We start from the raw sequence: 18,678 nt of genomic DNA on the forward strand, positions 1-18,678 counted from the left end.
TTTTTCAGCCTGGCGTTCTCGTCCTCAAGCGCCTTCAGCCGCTTGGCCTCGGACACTTCCATACCACCGTATTTGGCTTTCCAGTTGTAAAACGTCGCTTCCGAAATCCCGTGCTTACGGCAGAGGTTGGCTGCCTTCGCACCAGCCTCCTGCTCCTTCAGTACCGCAATAATCTGCTCTTCGGTAAATCTCTGCTTCTTCATTCGTCCGTCCTTTGATGGGCCGGACTCTAATCAATTCTGGAGGAAATTCGCAGTGGCAGGTCATGGTCTCTCCACCGCTTTGGCGTGACATGCATCAGCGGTGAACGGGATCGCTCTTCCTGGCTTTGGCGAGATCAAGAAACTTCGCCTTGATCGACGCGAAAAGTCCGGGCGGAATGAAGCCGTAGGCGAATCCTCGCTTCCCGGCACCGGCGAAAAGGCCGCCATTCGGCCATTCATCGATATTGTGTTCGGAGACGATGACCCAACTCGGGGCGTCGTCCAGACCGATCGCCTGCTTCACCTTCGGCGGGATCTCTATTCCCACGATTTCGCCGGATGGCGGCTTGTGCGTGATCGGGAGTAGAACGACGTAGCGGGGCTTCGCGAAGCTGTCGCTGGCCGCGACGAGGCAGGCGGGCCTGTCTTTGCCTTGGTCGCGACCCGCCAATGCTTCGCGCGACCACAGGTAATCATAGCGCACGACGAGGCCGGGTTTCGGCTCGGGAATTGACGCCATGACGGGTTATTTCAGCAAGTCATCGAGAGAGGTGTGGGCCGTATCCATCTCCGCTCTTTCGACCGCATCGATGACGACGGACGAGGCATCAGCGGTCCTGTGCGTCCGTTGCGCGGCGCCCTTCAGCCAATCATAATGCGCGGCCGACATCAGCACGAATTCACGGCGGCCATGGCGCGTGATCTCGACGGGCTCGCGTTGCGCCTGATGTTGAAATTCTCCGAATTTGCGCTGAAATTCTAGAGACGTTGTCTGCGTCATGGTCGCCATCCAAACTACGATATCCGACTTATACGTATAATTCGGATAAATTCAAGGCCGCTACGTTACGCCGATCGTCAGCTCCGCGACGAAGTCATAGGCATCGCCGCGATAGAGCGAGCGGGTGAATTCCACGGCGCGGCCGGAGCCGAGATAGGAGATGCGCTCGATCGACAGGCCGGCGGCGCCGACGGAGACGCCGAGAAGCTGGGCGTCGGCTTCCTTCATATTGGTCGCCGAGATGCGTTGCACGGCGCGCACCGGGCGGACCTGGAGGCGTTCGAGTTCGGCGTAAAGTGAATTGGTGACGACTGAGGGATCGGGCAGGAATTCGCCGGAAACGCTGGCATTCTCGATCGCCAGTGGCTGATCGTCGGCGATGCGCAGGCGCGAAAGCCGCGAAACCTTCACGTCGGTGCCGAGACCAAGGATCATCATCTCGTCGGGCGAGGGGGTATGGACGCCCTTGTGCAGCCATTCGGAGCGGGAAGACATGCCGCGGCGCGCCATATCCTCGGTGAAGGAGGTGAGTTGCGACAGGCGCTGCTCGACCTTGGAGACCGGCTTGGCGACGAAGGTGCCCGAACCGTGGCGGCGCACCAAGAGGCCGTCGGCAACGAGCTCGTCGATCGCCTTACGCACGGTGACACGGCTGACGGCGGCGAATTCGGCGATGTCGCGCTCCGGCGGCAGCGCATCGCCATGACCGAGCGTGCCGGTGCGCACGGCTTCCTCGAGCGTGCGGCGCAGCTTGACGTAGAGCGGACCGGTGCCGGCCGCCTGCAGGCGCTGCAGGGAAAGGAGAGTGGCGAGGTCGTCGGTCATGCCGCACCTCTCTGCCGGTCGTTGAGGAGTTTCACCGCAAGTTCCACCGCACCCTGCAGGGCATCGCCCTTCGGCCTGACGAGCCGTGACCTGTAGCGTTCGGAAAGCCACGGCTCATAGGCTTCCGCAAGCCCGCCGAGCAGGCAGATCGATGGGCATTCCGGCCAGAGCAGCGCGTCAAGGCTTTCGCCGATCGCTGTTGCCGCATCCCTGACGATGCCGGCCGCGATGGCATCGCCCCTGGCCGCATGTTCGAAGACGACGGGCGCGTAGCGTGCAAAATCCGTCGGTCTTGCCGAATGGGCAAATTCGACAATGCGTTCAGGATCCTTGCCGTATTCGGCCAGGATCGCGTCGGTGATGGGTGAAGCCGGGCATACGCCGTCATGGGCGAGCAGCGATCGCTCCATCAGATCGCGGCCGAGGCGGGCGCCGCTTGCCTGGTCGCCGACGATAAAGCCCCAGCCGCCGATGCCGTTCAGCCGACTGTTCCTGCGGGCATTATAGACCGAGCCAGTGCCGAAGGCGCCGACGATGCCGTCGGCATCGCCGAGTGCGCCCTGCAGCGCAATCAGCGCATCGGTGACGACGCGGCCTTCGGCAAAGGGCAGGGCCTTTTCGATTCGCTGGCCGTAATCCGTGACATTGGCGCCGGCGACGCCGACGACCGATGCAACGGACGAGATAGTTTCCGCGGCAAGCCCGGCATCGTGCAACGCCCGGCGGGCAGATTCGACGATATTGAGAAGAGAATTTTCCAGATTGGACAGGATGTTGGCGGGGCCTGATTTGCCGCGGCCGATGATGTTGCCGTTTCTATCTGCGACCGCTGCTCGGCAGCTCGTTCCGCCGCCGTCTATGCCGATTGCAAGCTCTGTCATCGGGCCTCCGATTACGCCGTTCCCCATGGTTTTTATTACCATACCAAAAAAATACCATTTACCAAGTGGAAACGATGGAGAAAATCGATCTTTTTATCATATTGATTTTATTAGATAAAATTTTTAAATGAATTTTTGATCGCTGAAAAGTTAAAATCGGCTGGACAATTGGTATTTTTTTGGACTTAATTCGGCAAAAGGGAACAGCGCATCGAAGCCCACGAAAACCGGCAGGTCAAACCAAGCCGGAACCGCTTCGAGGATGATCGAGAAACGGCCCGCCGGCCCGTCAGGCTGGGGCGAAGTTCAGCATCCATCGGCTTTTCCCCATGAATTTTGCTCGCCCGATGCAGGTCATCGGTAGGGCGCAGTCCGGCCGCACGCGATCCGCCTTCACGGTCATCGAGCTTTCGGGGCCGGCAGGTGCTGGCGGTCCTCCAAGGGGCATTGGGTGTTTCCTCAGGCACGCCAACGCTTGTTTCAGATCGAAAACAGCGCCTTCCGGCGCTTAAAACACAGGAGAGGGAAATGAAAAACACTGCTCTGAAAAGCTTTCTGCTTGCCTCCAGCCTGCTGACTTCGGCCGGTCTCGTCCATGCCGCCGACGTCACGCTGACTGTCGAAAGCTGGCGTAACGACGACCTGCAGATCTGGCAGGAGAAGATCATCCCGGCCTTCGAAGCGAAGAACCCCGGCATCAAGATCGTCTTCTCGCCGACCGCGCCGACCGAATACAACGCCTCGCTGAATGCCAAGCTCGATGCCGGTTCCGCAGGCGACATCATCACCTGCCGTCCGTTCGACGCTTCGCTCGAACTCTTCAACAAGAAGCAGTTGGTCGACATCACCAGCCTGCCTGGTATGGAGAACTTCTCACCGGTCGCCAAGGCCGCCTGGACGACCGACGACGGCAAGTCGACCTTCTGCGTCCCGATGGCTTCGGTCATCCACGGCTTCATCTACAACAAGGATGCCTTCGACAAGCTCGGCATCTCGGTGCCGAAGACGCAGGACGAGTTCTACGCAGCGCTCGACAAGATCAAGGCCGACGGCACCTATATTCCGCTCGCCATGGGCACGAAGGACCTCTGGGAAGCCGCGACCATGGGCTACCAGAACATCGGCCCGAACTACTGGAAGGGTGAAGAGGGCCGCGAAGCGCTTATCGCCGGCAAGCAGAAGCTGACGGACGCCGACTGGGTCAAGCCCTACGAAGAGCTTGCCAAGTGGAAGCCCTATCTCGCGGACGGCTTCGAAGCCCAGACCTACTCGGACAGCCAGAACCTCTTCACGCTTGGCCGCGCTGCGATCTATCCGGCCGGTTCCTGGGAAATCGCGCTGTTTAACACGCAAGCCCAGTTCAAGATGGGCGCATTCCCGCCGCCGGTTCCGAAGGCCGGTGACACCGGCTACATCTCCGACCATCCCGATATCGGCGTTGCCCTGAACGCGAAGAGCACGCATGCCGAGGAAGCCAAGAAGTTCCTCAGCTGGGTCGCTTCGCCCGAGTTCGCCGATATCTACGCCAACGCGCTGCCGGGCTTCTTCAGCCTGAACTCCAACCCGGTCAAGATGTCCGATCCGCTCGCTCAGGAATTCGTTTCCTGGCGCGGCCCGTACAAGTCGACGGTGCGCTCGACCTATCAGATCCTGTCGCGCGGCACGCCGAACCTTGAAAACGAGACCTGGGTCGAGTCGGCCAACGTGATCAACGGCACCGATACGCCGAAGGTCGCTGCCGAAAAGCTCCAGAAGGGCCTCGACAGCTGGTACAAGCCGGCCAAGTGATATGGCGAGGGGCGGCGTTCGCGGCCCCTCATCCGGCCTGCCGGCCACCTTCTCCCCGCGCGCGGGGAGAAGGAGACTCGCAGCGACCTCTCAGCCCGATTCAGCATCCCAGCAGGGCATTGCCTCTCTCTCCCGTCGGCAGAGAGTTCGGGTGAGGCGCACCATCTTCCATCTGCGCCCGCAGGATTGCGGCCAGTCGACAAGAACAGGCAAAAGCCATGAGCCAAACCGACAACGCGATCGATATCGTCCCGATCAAGCGCCCGGTGCGCTGGCACATCTTCGTCTTCATGCTGCCCGCCGTGATCGTCTATTCCGCCGTCATGGTGCTGCCGCTCATCGAAACGCTCAGGCTTTCGCTTTACAATATCGTCGACGGTCAGCCGGCCTTCGTCGGCTTTGCGAATTTCAAGGTGCTGTTCGGCGATCCGCGCTGGGCGCATGATTTCTGGAACGCGCTCGTCAACAACCTGATCTTCTTCGTCATCCATATGTGTGTGCAAAACCCGATCGGTATTGCGCTCGCCGCCATGCTTTCGGTGCCGAAGCTGCGCGGCGTCGCCTTTTACCGCACCGCGATTTTCCTGCCGACGCTGCTCTCTTTCGTCATCGTCGGCTTCATCTGGAAACTGATCCTTTCGCCGATCTGGGGTGTTGCGCCCTGGATGCTCGATCTCATCGGGTTGAAATTCCTGTTCGCGCCCTGGCTCGGCAAGCCCGGCTCGGCGCTGATCGCGGTGTCGCTGATCTCCAACTGGCAATATATCGGCATTCCGATGATGCTGATCTATGCCGCGCTGCTCAGCATTCCCGAAGAGGTGATCGAGGCGGCCGAATGCGACGGCATCACCGGCTGGGCGCAGTTCTGGAAGATCAAGCTGCCGCTCATCCTGCCGGCGATAGGCATCATTTCGATCCTGACCTTCGTCGGCAATTTCAATGCCTTCGACCTGATCTATACGGTGCAGGGGGCGCTCGCCGGACCTGATATGTCGACTGATATTCTCGGCACGCTGCTCTACCGCACCTTCTTCGGTTTCCAGCTTCAGCTCGGCGACCGCTCGATGGGCGCGACGGTCGCCACGGTGATGTTCCTCATCATCCTCGCCGGCGTCTCGCTCTATCTCTTCGTCATCCAGCGGCGCATGCGTCGCTACCAGTTCTGAGGAGCGCGCATGTCCAAGGCACGCACATCTCCCATCCGCACCGGCCTCGTGCATCTGGCGCTCGGCGCCTATACGCTGGTCGCGCTGTTTCCTGTTTTCCTGACCGTGGTCAACTCATTCAAGGATCGCGCCTCGATCTTCCGCGAGCCGCTGATGGTGCCGACGCCGTCGACCTTCAGCCTCGTCGGCTACCAGACGGTGCTGGGGCAGGGCGATTTCGCCACCTATTTCCAGAACAGCTTCATCGTCACGATCGTCTCGATCCTGCTGGTGCTGCTTTTCGGAGCGATGGCGGCCTTCGCGCTTTCAGAATACCGCTTCCGCGGCAATACGCTGCTCGGGCTCTATATGGCGATCGGCATCATGATCCCGATCCGTCTCGGCACGGTGGCGATCCTGCAGGGCATGGTGGCGGCCGGTCTCGTCAACACGCTGACGGCGCTGGTCCTCGTCTATACCGCGCAGGGCATACCGCTGGCGATTTTCATCCTGTCGGAATTCATGCGCACGGTTTCGGACGATCTCAAGAATGCCGGGCGTATCGACGGGCTGTCCGAATACGCGATCTTCTTCCGCCTGGTGCTGCCGCTGGTGCGCCCCGCCATGGCGACGGTCGCCGTCTTCACCATGATCCCGATCTGGAACGATCTCTGGTTCCCGCTGATCCTGGCGCCCTCCGAGGCCACCAAGACGGTAACGCTCGGCTCGCAGATCTTCATCGGCCAATTCGTCACCAACTGGAATGCGGTGCTGGCGGCGCTGTCGCTGGCGATCCTGCCGATCCTCATCCTCTACGTCATCTTCTCGCGGCAGTTGATCCGCGGCATCACGTCGGGAGCCGTCAAATGAACCAGGACAAACCGATCCGAGTCCTTGTTGCCGGCCTCGGCAATATGGGTCGCAGCCATGCGCTTGCCTATCACAACAATCCAGGCTTCGAGATCGTCGGTCTCGTCAACCGCTCGACGCCGAAGCTGGAGCCCGAGCTGCAGACCTATACGATCCATCCCGACTTCACGACGGCGCTTGCCGAGCTGAAGCCGGACCTCTGCTCGATCAACACCTATTCCGACAGCCACGCCGATTATGCCGTCGCTGCCCTCGAGGCCGGCTGCAATGTCTTCGTGGAGAAGCCGCTGGCGACGACCGTTGCCGACGCCGAGCGTGTGGTCGCCGCGGCGAAGAAGGCGGGGCGCAAGCTGGTGATCGGTTATATCCTGCGCCATCACCCATCCTGGACGAGACTGATCGAGGAGGCGCGCAAACTCGGCCCGCCTTACGTCTTCCGCATGAACCTCAACCAGCAGTCCAGCGGTCCGACCTGGGCGACGCACAAGTCGCTGATGCGAACCACCTCACCGATCGTCGATTGCGGCGTGCATTATGTCGACGTCATGTGCCAGATCACCGATGCGAGAGCCGTCGAGGTGCGCGGCATGGGGCTGCGGCTGTCCGACGAGATCGCCGCCGACATGTATAATTACGGCCAGCTGCAAGTGCTCTTCGAGGACGGTTCGGTCGGCTGGTACGAGGCCGGCTGGGGACCGATGATTTCGGAGACCGCCTTCTTCGTCAAGGATGTGATGTCGCCGAAGGGGGCGGTGTCGATCGTCATGGATCCGAACGCCAAGTCCGACGACATCGACACGCATACCAAGACGTCGGTGATCCGTCTGCATACGGCCGAAACCGGCCCGGACGGCAAGTTCATCCGGCCCGACCGGGATATGAGGATGACGGGCGAGCCTGGTCACCAGGCGCTCTGCGACCTGGAACAGGCCTTCGTGCTGAGGGCGATCCGCGAGGATCTGAACCTCGATCGCCATATGGCGGATGCGGTCGCGTCGCTGCGCATCTGCCTTGCCGCCGACGAGAGCGTGCGCACCGGCCAGCCGGTCAGATTGTAAGGAAAAATCAGTGGGATCGCTTCAACTCAAATCCATCCGCAAGACCTATGGCACGCATGAGGTGCTTAAGGGCATCGACCTCGAGGTCGAGGACGGCGAATTCGTCATCTTCGTCGGCCCCTCGGGCTGCGGAAAATCGACGCTGTTGCGCAGTATTGCGGGCCTCGAGGACGTCACCTCGGGCGCCGTCGTCATCAACGGCCGCGACGAGACGCTGACGCCGCCGGCCAAGCGCGGCATCGCCATGGTGTTCCAGTCTTATGCGCTCTATCCGCACTTGACGGTCAAGGACAATATGGGCCTCGGCCTCAAGCAGGCGGGTACGCCGAAGGGTGAGATCGACAGCCGAGTCGGCAAGGCATCGGGCATGCTGTCGGTCGCCCCCTATCTGGCGCGGCGGCCGGCCGAATTATCCGGCGGTCAGCGCCAGCGCGTTGCGATCGGCCGCGCCATCGTGCGCGAACCGGAACTCTTCCTGTTCGACGAGCCGCTGTCGAACCTCGACGCTGCGCTGCGTGTTCAGACCCGCCTTGAAATCGCCCGGCTACACCGCAGCCTGAAGGCGACGATGATCTACGTCACCCATGACCAGGTCGAGGCGATGACGCTTGCCGACAAGATCGTGGTGCTGAATGCCGGCGCGATCGAGCAGATCGGCTCGCCGATGGAACTCTACAATCGTCCGGCGAACGTCTTCGTTGCCGGCTTCATCGGCTCGCCGCAGATGAATTTCATCGCAGCCGAAAAGGTCGGCGATCACAGCGCCAAGACGATCGGCGTGCGTCCCGAACATGTGACGCTATCGCGCGATCAGGGGAGCTGGGCAGCGAAGGTCGTGCATGTCGAGCATCTCGGCGCCGACACGATCATCTATCTGGAATCCGAGCAATGTGGCTTGCTGACGGCCCGCCTGTTCGGCGAACACCAGTATGAACCGGACGAGATCGTTTATGCGACGCCGGATCAGGCGCGCGTGCATCGCTTCGATGCCGACGACCGGGCGATCCGCTGAGCATGAAAGAACAAAAAAGCCCCGCGTGCGGGGCTTTTCAAGCGCGTCGCGTCAAATCTAGTTGACGCGCTTTAACTCTTTGTTTTGATGCATGTCGTTGTCCCGGAACCGCTGCACACTTCCGGGCGACATGCATATCGGAGTGCACGAATTCGATCAGCCGAGCACGGGCCGCATGAAGCTCCGTTCATAACTGACGATACTGCGGTTGCGTTTGTCGAGTTCGAAAGCGGCCTGACATTCCGGATCGCTTGCCATGCGGGTGCGATAGTCCTCGTAGGCAGCAAGGCTCGGGAAGGAAAACAAGGCGACTGCAATGTTGTTGGCGCCTTCGGATGGTAGGAAATAACCGTGATGGGTGCCGCCCATCCTGTTGACGATCGGAATCCAGAGCCGGGCATATTCCTCGAATTCGGCAAGCTTGTACGGATCGATTACATAACGCAGGTGGCAGGTAATCATTGATATATCCCATCGCGTAAACGCCGGGCGGGCGTGCCCGGCCCATTGGCTTGCTCCTTCTGGCACTGAGTTGAAAGAGTTCAAGTGCTTTGTCGTGATGGCTGCATCACGATTGCTGATAAGTCGGCAGGCGTGAAATGAAAAAGGCGCCGTTTCGCGGCGCCTTTTTCATACGCGATGTCGCAAGCCTCAGTCGCGGATGACCAGCAGATCGGCCGCCATGAAGCGGGGCGTCACCGTTTCGCCGGCCTGCGGCGGCGTGGTGCCGGGGCTGTTGAACATGTCGAAGGAAATGACGTTGCCGCCGATATTCATGCGGGTGCGGATGACCGACCCCAGGGAGTGGGCCGAGACGACCTGACCGGTGAGCGCGGTATCGCTTCTGACGCTGTCGGAGAGCGAGCCTGCTTCAGGGCGCAGCGCCAGCGAGATTGTCTCGCCGGCCTTGTGGGCTGCGACCGATTGCTTCAGCGTGATGGCCTGATCGCCGATCTGGATGCGGTTGGCGTCGGGCTGGCGCCGCCGGAATATCGTCGTCGCTGCTTACCACAGCACAATCTCCTTTCTGCTCGCGTTCTGCCGTCGCCCTGAGGCGGCTCTCACTTGACTCTGTTATCGTAGATCGTATACGTTATTCCAAACTGAAGAGTGTGACCTCCACAGCTTTTGCTTTCCTGCAATTTCGGCCGCAAGATTGCTGTACGGTTTTGTCGGACTGCTCCAGCTTCGAAGAACAGGTGCGGGGAACATCAAATGCGTACATCCAAGATCGTGCATATCGTCAGCTGCCATGCGGAAGGTGAGGTGGGTGACGTCATCGTTGGCGGCGTTGCGTCGCCTCCCGGCGAAACGGTGTGGGAGCAGTCGCGGTGGATTGCCGAGGATGAGACGCTGAGAAACTTCGTATTGAACGAACCTCGCGGTGGCGTGTTCCGCCACGTCAACCTGCTCGTCCCGCCGAAGAACCCCAAGGCGCAGATGGGCTGGATCATCATGGAGCCGGCCGACACGCCTCCGATGTCGGGTTCAAACTCCATGTGCGTGTCAACAGTGCTGCTCGATACGGGCATCATTCCGATGCAGGAACCCATCACCCGCATGATCCTCGAGCCGCCGGGTGGCCTGATCGAGGTAGAGGCCGAGTGCCGCAACGGCAAGGCCGAACGCATCCGCGTCCGCAACGTCCCGTCCTTTGCCGATATGCTCGATGCCAGAATTGAAGTCGAAGGTATCGGCACGGTCACGGTCGACACGGCCTATGGCGGGGACAGCTTCGTCATCGTCGATGCGGCATCCATAGGGCTCAGCCTTCGATCGGACCACGCCCGCGATATCGCCCGAATGGGCGTCAAGATCACCGAAGCCGCCAATGAGCAGCTCGGCTTCAAGCACCCGGGCAATGACTGGGGCCACATCTCCTTCTGCCAGATCACCGATCCGGTCGAAAAGAGGGGTGGCGTGTTCTGGGGCAAGAATGCGGTCGCCATCCGTCCGGGCAAAATAGACCGTTCTCCCTGCGGCACGGGATGTTCGGCTCGCATGGCCGTGCTTCACGCCAAGGGTCGGATGAAGGCAGGCGAAAAATTCGTAGGCACCTCGCTGCTGGACACGGAGTTCCACTGCAGCATCGATAGCGAAGTCGACATCAACGGCAAGTCTGGCATCATCCCGATCATCTCGGGTCGTGCATGGGTCATCGGCACGAAGCAGCTCATGGTCGATCCGGCCGATCCGTTCCAGGCCGGCTATCGCCTCTCTGACACCTGGCCGATGGACCTCTGACCTTTCGGCCTTCGGAAGCGCGCGGTGCAGAAAAGCGCGGCAATTGATCCGAACGATCGCGATACGGTTTCGTCCGAACAATAAAAAAGGCGCCGCTTTTTGCGGCGCCTTTTTCATGAGTGGTTTGTCAAACTCAGTCCCGGATGACCAGCAGATCGGCCGCCATGAAACGCAGGGTCACCGTTTCGCCGGCCTGCGGCGGCGTGGTGCCTGGGCTGTTGAACATGTCGAAAGAAATGACATTGCCGCCGACATTCATGCGGGTGCGGATGACCGACCCCAGGAAGTGGGCCGAGACGACCTGACCGGTGAGCGCGGTATCGCTTCTGACGCTGTCGGAGAGCGAGCCTGCTTCAGGGCGCAGCGCCAGCGAGATTGTCTCGCCGGCCTTGTGGGCTGCGACCGATTGCTTCAGCGTGATGGCCTGATCGCCGATCTGGATGCGGTTGGCGTCGGGATCGACGACCTTGGCTTCGATGAGGTTCAGCGTGCCGACGAAGGAGGCGACAAAGCGCGTTGCCGGCGTATTGTAGATCTCGAAGGGCGAACCGATCTGGTCGGCCTTGCCGGCATTCATCACGACGATACGGTCGGAGATCGACAACGCCTCTTCCTGGTCATGGGTGACGAAAACCGTGGTGATGCCGAGCTGCTGCTGGATCGCGCGGATTTCCTCGCGCAGCGACACGCGGATCTTGGCGTCGAGTGCGGAGAGCGGCTCGTCGAGCAGCAGCACCTGCGGCTTGACGGCGAGCGCACGGGCAAGTGCTACACGCTGCTGCTGGCCACCCGACAATTGGTAGGGGAAGCGGTCGGCCAGGTGATCGAGCTTGATCAGGCCGAGCATTTCCTTGACGCGGGCGTCGATCTCGGGCTTTGGGGCGCCGGCGACCTTGAGGCCGAAGGCGACGTTGTCGTGCACCGTCATATTTGGAAACAGCGCATAGGCCTGGAAGACCATGCCGATGTTGCGCTGGTTTGGCTTCAGCGCGCTCTGGTCCTTGCCATTGATGGTCAACGTGCCGCCGGTCGGGGTTTCGAAGCCGGCGATCATGCGCAGAACGGTGGTCTTGCCGCAGCCCGACGGTCCGAGGAAGGAGACGAACTCTCCCTTTTCGATATTCATATTGAAATTTTTGACGACCTGAACCGGGCCGAAGGATTTCTGAATGTTGTTCAGTGTGAGAAAGGACATGAGCCAGTTACCTTAAGCCTTTGCCGGGCGGGCTTTGCCGAAGCGGGAAACGAGGTTGAGCAGGCCCATGCTGAGCCAGGTGATCGAGAAGGCGATGACGGCGAGTGCCGAAGGCTCATAAGCCTTGTTGGCGCCGACAAGCTGCAGGTAAGGGCCGAAGGCCGGGCGGTTCAGAAGGGCGGCGAAGGTGAATTCGCCCATGACGATCGCCAGCGTAATGAAGGCGCCTGACAGCACGCCGCTCATGACGTTCGGGAAAATGCACCTGAACATGATCGTCGTCCAGCGCGCGCCGAGGCTCTCTGCCGCTTCCGTGAGGGTCCGGACGTCGATGGCGCGCATGGCGGTATCGACGGCGCGGTACATATAAGGCAGCGACAGGGTGATGTAGGAAAACACCAGCAGGATATTGGTACCGGTCGTCGAACCCGTCAGCGGCAGATAGGACGACGAATTGTACATCCTGAGATAACCGAAGACGATGACGATTGCCGGGATGACCAGCGGCAGCAGCGTGATGAATTCGACGACCGGGCGCATCTGCGGCAGCCGCAGCCGCACCCAGTAGGCCGTCGGCACGACGAGCAGCATGCCGAAGACAATGGTCAAAAGGGCCATCATCATGGAATAGCCGAAGGTCTCGCGGAACTGGGCGTCCGAGAAGACCGACTGATAGGCATCGAGGCTGTATTCACCGCGGCGCATGCGCAGCGAAAATTCAATGGTGCCGATTAGCGGAATGATGAAATAGGACGCGCCCAGAATAATGGCGATCCAGGCTCCGAGACGTTGCGCCTTCATTTCTGCCACCGTTCGGCGCGCATGCGCAGCATGAGGTACAGGACATTGGAGACGCCGGTGATCACGATCATTCCGAGCGCGATGGCGTAACCGAGATTGGCATTGTGCAGGACGTCGCCGCGGATCTGCGCATAGAGCAGGATCGGCACAATATTCAGCGAGCTGCCGGTCAGCGCGAAGGCGGTGGCAATGGCGCCGAAGGCGTTGGCGAAAAGCAGCAGCGTCGTGCCAAGCAGGCTCGGCCAGAGGATCGGCAGCGCGACCATCGTCCAGTACTGGCGGTTTGTGGCGCCGAGGATCTGCGAGGCTTCGCGCCATTCCTTCTTCATGCCGTCGAGCGCAGGCGTCAGGATCAGCACCATCAGCGGGATCTGGAAATACATGTAGGTGATGGTGAGGCCGAGGAAGGACAGCAGGTTGAAGCCCGTGCCGTACAGATTGAACCCGAACCATTCGCGCAGGAAGATCGTTACAAGGCCTGTGCGGCCGAGCGTTGCCAGGAAAGCAAAGGCGAGCGGGACGCCGGCGAAATTGGAGGCGACGCCGGAGAAGGTCAGAAGCGTCGAGCGGACGGAGGCGGGCAGGCCGCCGAGCACGACGGCCCAGGCGAGGAAGAAGCCGATCAACGCACCGCCGAGAGCCGACGCCACCGAGACACGGATACTGATCCAGTAGGCGCTGATGATCGAGGGGGTAAAGAGATCGCCGATATTCTTCAGCGTGAGGTGGCCCTCGGGGGTCAGGAATGCGCCCGCCACAAGATAAAGCGTGGGGATGATCAGGAACAGCAGGGAAAAGATAATGAAGGGTGCAATGCCCAGCCAGTCGATCACGCGATCTCTGTTGATCAAGGGGGCGCTGCTCACCATAGGCGTTGAAACCGTGCTCATGGAAAAGCTTATCCTGGGGCGTCGGAGTGAGAGAACCTCCCCGCCTATGCGGCGGGGAGGCAGGATTAGAGATTACTTGACGCTGGCGCCGACGACCGAATCCCAATTCTTGGTGATGGCTTCCTTGCCGGCGGCCTGCTCTTCGAGCGTCGGGAAGACAGCCTTTTCATAGGCTGCTGCCGGGGGCAGCTTGTCGAGCAGGTCCTTCGGGATCTTGTTGTTCTTGGCAAGATCGTTGAAGCGGATCGGGTGGCAATAGCCCTTCAGCCAGCCGAGCTGACCTTCGTCGGAATAAAGGTATTCCATCCAGAGCTTGGCAGCGTTCGGATGCGGAGCGAAGGCGGAAATCGCCTGAACGTAGACACCGGCAACGACGCCCGTTTTCGGAACGACAACCTCGAACGGAGGGTTGCCCTTGAGGCTCTGGCCCCAGGACAGGGCGTTGTAGTCCCAAGCGACGATGATCGGCGTCGAGCCCTGTGCGAACGGAGCAGCCTTGCCGACGACAGGTACGAAATTGCCGGCCTTGTTCAGTTCGGCAAAGAACTTCAGGCCTTCTTCGCCTGCCTTGGCCGCGTCACCGCCGGATGCGGAAAGACCAGCGGCATACACGCCCTGAACAGCCTGGTTGGCGGTGCGCGGATCGCCTGCCAGAGCAACGGTGTTTGCGTAGTCGCTCTTCTTCAGGTCGGCCCAGTCGACCGGCGATTCCTTGACGAGATCCTTGTTCACCAGGAACGACAGAACGCCGTAATAGTCGCCATACCAGTAGCCTTCGGGATCCTTGGCGGTATCCGGGATCGAGTCCCAAGTGGAAACCTTATAAGGCTGAATCAGGCCGTCCTTCTTGGCAGACGGACCGAAGGAGAGGCCGACGTCGATGACGTCAGGCGCCTGCGGGCCGGTATTGCCCTTGTTCGCCTTGATGGCTTCGACTTCATCGCCCGAACCCGCATCCGGGTTCAGTTCGTTGACCTCGAGACCATACTTGGCCTTGAAGCCGGCAATGACGTCGCCATAGCCGCACCAGTCGTGCGGAAGAGCGATCGTCGTCAGCGTGCCTTCCTTCTTGGCGGCGGCGATAAGTTCAGCGCTCGGCTCGGCGGCGGCAATCGCGGTCGAAGCCACGATCATCGCAGTAGAGAGCGACAGAAGTCGAGAAATGTTAGAGATCACTGTTGTTCTCCTTCGGGTTTTCAGTGTCTGGCGATGCTGTTAATCAGCTTACATGAAGCTTGTGTGACGGCTGGATGACGTTAACTTTGCTATGAATAGCAGGCGTTTGCGACACGTGTTTTATTTGCGACGGCACTGCCTGTTTCCGCGAAAATCCGTCCTTTTTTTCCCTCTGTTGGTCGTGTCCCTCCTAACCCGGTTTGCGGAAAAGCTTGGTCTGCTCGAACAAGCCCTCAAGCGTCTTCATGCGCTCCTTGGTCTCGTCCCAGGTGGAATTTTGAACGGCCTCGATAAGCGCTTCGACGATGAAGAGGGTGACGACGGAGGAATCCCAAGCTGATGGCGCCTCGATCCGAACGCGGAAGGCATGCCGGGCGAGCTTGGCGGCGGGCGAGCTCCACTGGTCGGTGAAGACGACGATTTCTGCGCCGCGTTTGCGGGCGGCAGTGGCAAGGCTCACCATCTCCTGCTCGTAGCGGCGGATGTCGAAGATGATCAGGATATCGCCGGCATTCATGTTGAGGGCATATTGCGGCCAGCTGCTGGAGTTCGACGACAGCAGTGTCGTCGCCGGTCGAATCACCTGCATGTGGGTGAAGAAATACTCGGCAAGCGCGCCGGTGATGCGGCCGCCCACGAAATAGAGTCCGCGCTTGCGGTCCGACAGCAGCGAGGCGACGCTGTCGAAAGTGGCGGTGTCGAGATCGGTCAGCGTCTGGCGCAAATTGCTCATAATGGCATCGGCGAAACGGTTGAGGATATGGGTGCCAGGCGCATTCTGGGCCCAGCGGTCGTGCTTGGCGATCGGGTTGGAGATCGTCGCCTCCACCTCCAGATGCAGATGGGCCTGAAAATCCGGATAGCCTTTGAAGCCTAGCTTCTGCACCATGCGCACGACGGTCGGCGTCGAAACACCGGCATTCTCGGCGATCGTGGTGATGCTGCCGAGCCCGGAAACCGGATAATTGTCGAGAAGGCTTTCGGCCAGTTGCTTTTCGGCGCGCGTCAGCACCCCGAAATGCGAGTGTATGACGTCCGAAACCGTCTTAGACGCAACTGTCACCTAACTATGCTCCCCGGGATGGTCTGGCCCCACTTTCCCACTCAAAGTTAACAACGCTGTCATAATCCATGTCAACCACTGTCATGAAAAGAAATTTTCAGTCGACGCTTGACACTGGCCGAAACCTGAAGAATTCTTTTCTTGGAAAGATTTTATTAAGGGATAGGAGTGGCGCCATTGGTGCTGGCCGGGCCGAAAATCCTCAGCGAAACGGACGGCGATTGCGTCGGGATCGAACGCGTCGGCGGCCGGAGCCCAGTGTTGATCGTCTGCGAGCACGCTTCGAATGTGCTGCCTGCTCGTTTCGGCGATCTTGGCCTGCCCAGCGAAGCGCTTTCGAGCCACATTGCCTGGGATCCGGGGGCGCTTTCGGTCGCTCGCGGCATATCGGAAGGGCTCGATGCGACGCTCGTCTACCAGCGCTTCTCCCGGTTGATCTACGACTGTAACAGGCCGCCGAGTTCACCCGGCGCCATGCCTGAGAAAAGCGAGATCTACGCCATTCCCGGCAACGCGGATCTGACCGCCGAAGAACGCCTGGCGCGCACCGACGCGCTCTACGTGCCCTTTCACGACGCCATTCGCGGGCTGATCCGGGACCGCCGGGTGAGGGGGCAGGACAGCATCATCGTAACGATCCACAGTTTCACGCCGGTCTATCACGGCCGCGAACGCGCCGTCGAACTCGGTATATTGCACGATGAGGACAGCCGGCTCGCCGACCGCATGCTGGAGGCTGCGACCGAGGCGCCGCTCTACAGGACGGAACGCAACCAGCCTTACGGGCCCGAGGACGGCGTGACCCATACGCTGATCCTGCACGGACTTTCGAACGGCCTGCGCAATGTAATGATCGAGGTCCGCAACGACCTCATCACAGACGATGTCGGCCAAGGGGTCATGGCCGACTATCTAAAGGGGCTGCTCCAGCAAAGTCTGGACGCCTGATAAAAAAAGAAGACCCGAGGGAGCAGTCTAACTGCGAACGTCCGCACGGCGCAAATGCCGCGGGCAATTGGCACTGAACCAGGCCCGCAATCCCGCGGCCGGTCGTGAACAGGGGGAAGTCATGTCGGACTATACCGATCTGGACAAGAAGCAGGATGTGCACATCCTGCATTCCATGGGTTATGCCCAGGAACTCGAACGACGCATGAGCTCGTTCTCGAATTTCGCCGTCTCATTTTCCATCATCTGCATTCTCTCCGGCGGCATCAACTCGCTGGCGCAGGCGACCTCCGGTGCCGGCGGAGCCGCCATCGGCATCGGCTGGCCTGTGGGATGCTTCATCTCGTTGGTCTTCGCCATCGCCATGGCGCAGATCAGCTCGGCCTATCCGACGGCCGGCGGCCTTTATCACTGGGGCTCGATCCTCGGCAACCGCTTCACCGGCTGGCTGACCGCCTGGTTCAACCTGCTCGGTCTCGTCACCGTGCTCGGCGCCATCAACGTCGGTACCTATTATTTCTTCATGGGCTCCTTCGGAACGACCTATCTGGGGCTGACGGACACGACGACGGTGCGCATCATCTTCCTCGTCGTCATCACCGGCGCGCAGGCGCTCGTGAACCACATGGGCATCGGTTTGACGGCGAAGCTGACCGACTTTTCGGGTTATCTGATCTTCGCGAGCTCGATTGCGCTGGCGCTGGTCTGCCTGGCGGCGGCACCCTCCTATGAGTTCGGCCGTCTCTTCACCTTCGCCAACTATTCCGGCGAAGTCGGCGGCAACGTCTGGCCTTCCACCTCCGGTGCCTGGGTCTTCCTTCTCGGCCTGCTGCTGCCGATCTACACCATCACCGGCTATGACGCCTCGGCGCATACGTCGGAAGAGACGGTCAAGGCTGCCGAGTCGGTGCCGCGCGGCATGGTCGCCTCGGTGCTGTGGTCGGCGCTGTTCGGCTATATCATGCTGTGCGCCTTCGTGCTCATGCTGCCGAACATGGACGATGCCGCAAAACAGGGCTGGAACGTGTTCTTCTGGGCGATGGACAGCCAAGTCAACCCGATCGTCAAGGACATCCTCTATCTGGCCATCCTGGTCAGCCAGTGGCTGTGCGGCCTTGCCACCGTCACCTCGGTCTCGCGCATGATCTTCGCCTTCTCGCGTGACGGCGGCCTGCCGGCATCGAAGGCGCTGTCGAAGGTCAGCCCGCAGTACCGCACGCCGGTGGCTGCGATCTGGACCGGCTCGATCCTGTCGGTGCTGTTCGTCTGGTTCACCTCACTCGACTTCATGAAAGTCGGCGACACGCCGGTCTATACGATCGTCGTGTCGTGCACCGTCATCTTCCTGTTCTTCTCCTTCGCGATCCCGATCACGCTCGGCCTCTTCGCCTGGGGCACGTCGAAGTGGGACAAGATGGGGCCGTGGAATCTCGGCGAAGGCGTCTTCAAGCTCTTTGCCGTGCTGACCGTCATCGCCATGGTTCTGATCTTCATTCTCGGCATCCAGCCGCCGAACGGTGCTGCGCTTTACGTTACCGTTGGCTTCCTCTTGCTGACGGCGATCGTCTGGTTCGGCTTCGAAAGCCGGCGCTTCAAGGGCCCGCCGATCGGCGCCGAAGTGGCAAAGCGCCAGGCCGAAATCGCGGCAGCCGAAGCAGCTGTCGGCGAAAGCGGCGAACACTAAGCATCGAGACTTCCCTCTCAAATGGCGGGGCCGCTCCTGCGGCCCCATCACCGGTTCAACGAAAAGGCATCGGGCCACCATCGGCCGAGCGCATGCGATTTCGTTGCCCCGATC

Annotated in this window: 19 protein-coding genes and 1 pseudogene; 8 read left to right on the forward strand and 12 right to left on the reverse strand. The window is 60.6% G+C overall.

Annotated elements, in window-relative coordinates; translation table 11 throughout:
* The 5 genes from ATY75_RS24805 to ATY75_RS24825 form a co-directional block, all read right to left on the reverse strand.
* Nucleotides 1-203 (reverse strand): transposase (locus ATY75_RS24805; RefSeq protein WP_143535339.1); only part of this gene is annotated, 203 nt, incomplete at its 3' end.
* Nucleotides 204-297: 94 nt separating this feature from the next.
* Complete coding sequence (locus tag ATY75_RS24810; protein WP_088939579.1) at nt 298-723, reverse strand: hypothetical protein; 426 nt, start codon at nt 721-723, stop codon at nt 298-300.
* Between the two features lie 6 nt (nt 724-729).
* Complete coding sequence (locus ATY75_RS24815; RefSeq protein ID WP_088939797.1) at nt 730-984, reverse strand: type II toxin-antitoxin system prevent-host-death family antitoxin; 255 nt, start codon at nt 982-984, stop codon at nt 730-732.
* Between the two features lie 60 nt (nt 985-1,044).
* Entirely contained in the window at nt 1,045-1,809 is a 765-nt protein-coding gene (locus tag ATY75_RS24820) for a GntR family transcriptional regulator (protein WP_071087758.1), read from the reverse strand.
* A complete protein-coding gene (locus ATY75_RS24825) occupies nt 1,806-2,690 on the reverse strand; it encodes an N-acetylglucosamine kinase (RefSeq protein WP_088939580.1) in 885 nt (294 codons plus the stop codon). Before ATY75_RS24825 ends, ATY75_RS24820 begins: the two co-directional genes overlap by 4 nt.
* A 528-nt stretch (nt 2,691-3,218) precedes the next feature.
* Here ATY75_RS24825 and ATY75_RS24830 point away from each other — a divergent pair.
* The 5 genes from ATY75_RS24830 (at nt 3,219) to ATY75_RS24850 (ending at nt 8,563) form a co-directional block, all read left to right on the forward strand.
* The gene (locus tag ATY75_RS24830; RefSeq protein ID WP_088939581.1) at nt 3,219-4,478 is read left to right on the forward strand and encodes an ABC transporter substrate-binding protein; all 1,260 of its coding nucleotides are present in this window, start codon (nt 3,219-3,221) and stop codon (nt 4,476-4,478) included.
* A gap of 218 nt (nt 4,479-4,696) precedes the next feature.
* Nucleotides 4,697-5,644, forward strand: coding sequence for a sugar ABC transporter permease (locus ATY75_RS24835; RefSeq protein WP_088939582.1), 948 nt, complete (start codon nt 4,697-4,699; stop codon nt 5,642-5,644).
* Nucleotides 5,645-5,653: 9 nt separating this feature from the next.
* Nucleotides 5,654-6,493, forward strand: a complete 840-nt coding sequence (locus ATY75_RS24840) for a carbohydrate ABC transporter permease (protein ID WP_064839783.1) — start codon at nt 5,654-5,656, stop codon at nt 6,491-6,493.
* Nucleotides 6,490-7,551: a Gfo/Idh/MocA family oxidoreductase gene (locus ATY75_RS24845; protein WP_088939583.1), complete on the forward strand. Its 1,062-nt coding sequence runs from the start codon at nt 6,490-6,492 to the stop codon at nt 7,549-7,551. Before ATY75_RS24840 ends, ATY75_RS24845 begins: the two co-directional genes overlap by 4 nt.
* Before the next feature lie 10 nt (nt 7,552-7,561).
* Nucleotides 7,562-8,563 (forward strand): ABC transporter ATP-binding protein, encoded by a 1,002-nt coding sequence (locus ATY75_RS24850; RefSeq protein WP_088939584.1) that lies wholly within the window; start codon nt 7,562-7,564, stop codon nt 8,561-8,563.
* A gap of 156 nt (nt 8,564-8,719) precedes the next feature.
* On the opposite strand, the gene ATY75_RS24855 is transcribed toward ATY75_RS24850, so the two are convergent.
* Together ATY75_RS24855 and ATY75_RS24860 are read right to left on the reverse strand one after the other, a co-directional pair.
* On the reverse strand, nt 8,720-9,025 hold the full coding sequence (locus ATY75_RS24855; RefSeq protein WP_012758329.1) for an NIPSNAP family protein: 306 nt from the start codon (nt 9,023-9,025) through the stop codon (nt 8,720-8,722).
* A 189-nt stretch (nt 9,026-9,214) separates the two neighbouring features.
* Nucleotides 9,215-9,538, reverse strand: a pseudogene (locus ATY75_RS24860) (TOBE domain-containing protein); the annotation flags it as partial.
* Nucleotides 9,539-9,778: 240 nt separating this feature from the next.
* Between ATY75_RS24860 and ATY75_RS24865 the strand changes: the two are divergent.
* A complete protein-coding gene (locus ATY75_RS24865) occupies nt 9,779-10,807 on the forward strand; it encodes a proline racemase family protein (protein ID WP_088939586.1) in 1,029 nt (342 codons plus the stop codon).
* A gap of 133 nt (nt 10,808-10,940) precedes the next feature.
* Here the strand turns inward: ATY75_RS24865 and ATY75_RS24870 are convergent, their stop codons facing one another.
* From ATY75_RS24870 to ATY75_RS24890, 5 genes are all read right to left on the reverse strand, one after another.
* Nucleotides 10,941-12,002, reverse strand: a complete 1,062-nt coding sequence (locus ATY75_RS24870) for an ABC transporter ATP-binding protein (protein ID WP_088939587.1) — start codon at nt 12,000-12,002, stop codon at nt 10,941-10,943.
* A gap of 12 nt (nt 12,003-12,014) precedes the next feature.
* Nucleotides 12,015-12,803 carry an ABC transporter permease gene (locus tag ATY75_RS24875; protein ID WP_003593296.1) on the reverse strand — a complete coding sequence of 263 codons (789 nt, stop codon included), beginning with the start codon at nt 12,801-12,803 and terminating at the stop codon, nt 12,015-12,017.
* Complete coding sequence (locus ATY75_RS24880; protein ID WP_088939588.1) at nt 12,800-13,693, reverse strand: ABC transporter permease subunit; 894 nt, start codon at nt 13,691-13,693, stop codon at nt 12,800-12,802. The genes ATY75_RS24875 and ATY75_RS24880 overlap by 4 nt, the downstream gene beginning before the upstream one ends.
* 72 nt (nt 13,694-13,765) lie before the next feature.
* The gene (locus ATY75_RS24885) at nt 13,766-14,869 is read right to left on the reverse strand and encodes an ABC transporter substrate-binding protein (RefSeq protein WP_049733683.1); all 1,104 of its coding nucleotides are present in this window, start codon (nt 14,867-14,869) and stop codon (nt 13,766-13,768) included.
* Nucleotides 14,870-15,059: 190 nt separating this feature from the next.
* Nucleotides 15,060-15,932, reverse strand: coding sequence for a MurR/RpiR family transcriptional regulator (locus ATY75_RS24890; RefSeq protein ID WP_003593299.1), 873 nt, complete (start codon nt 15,930-15,932; stop codon nt 15,060-15,062).
* A 177-nt stretch (nt 15,933-16,109) separates the two neighbouring features.
* Here ATY75_RS24890 and ATY75_RS24895 point away from each other — a divergent pair, with 177 nt between their 5' ends.
* The gene (locus tag ATY75_RS24895; protein ID WP_088939589.1) at nt 16,110-16,880 is read left to right on the forward strand and encodes an N-formylglutamate amidohydrolase; all 771 of its coding nucleotides are present in this window, start codon (nt 16,110-16,112) and stop codon (nt 16,878-16,880) included.
* A 121-nt stretch (nt 16,881-17,001) separates the two neighbouring features.
* The gene (locus tag ATY75_RS24900) at nt 17,002-18,564 is read left to right on the forward strand and encodes an amino acid permease (protein ID WP_088939590.1); all 1,563 of its coding nucleotides are present in this window, start codon (nt 17,002-17,004) and stop codon (nt 18,562-18,564) included.
* Nucleotides 18,565-18,678 lie beyond the last annotated feature (114 nt).

The sequence above is a fragment of the Rhizobium sp. N122 genome, from assembly GCF_002211295.1.
Taxonomy (GTDB): domain Bacteria; phylum Pseudomonadota; class Alphaproteobacteria; order Rhizobiales; family Rhizobiaceae; genus Rhizobium.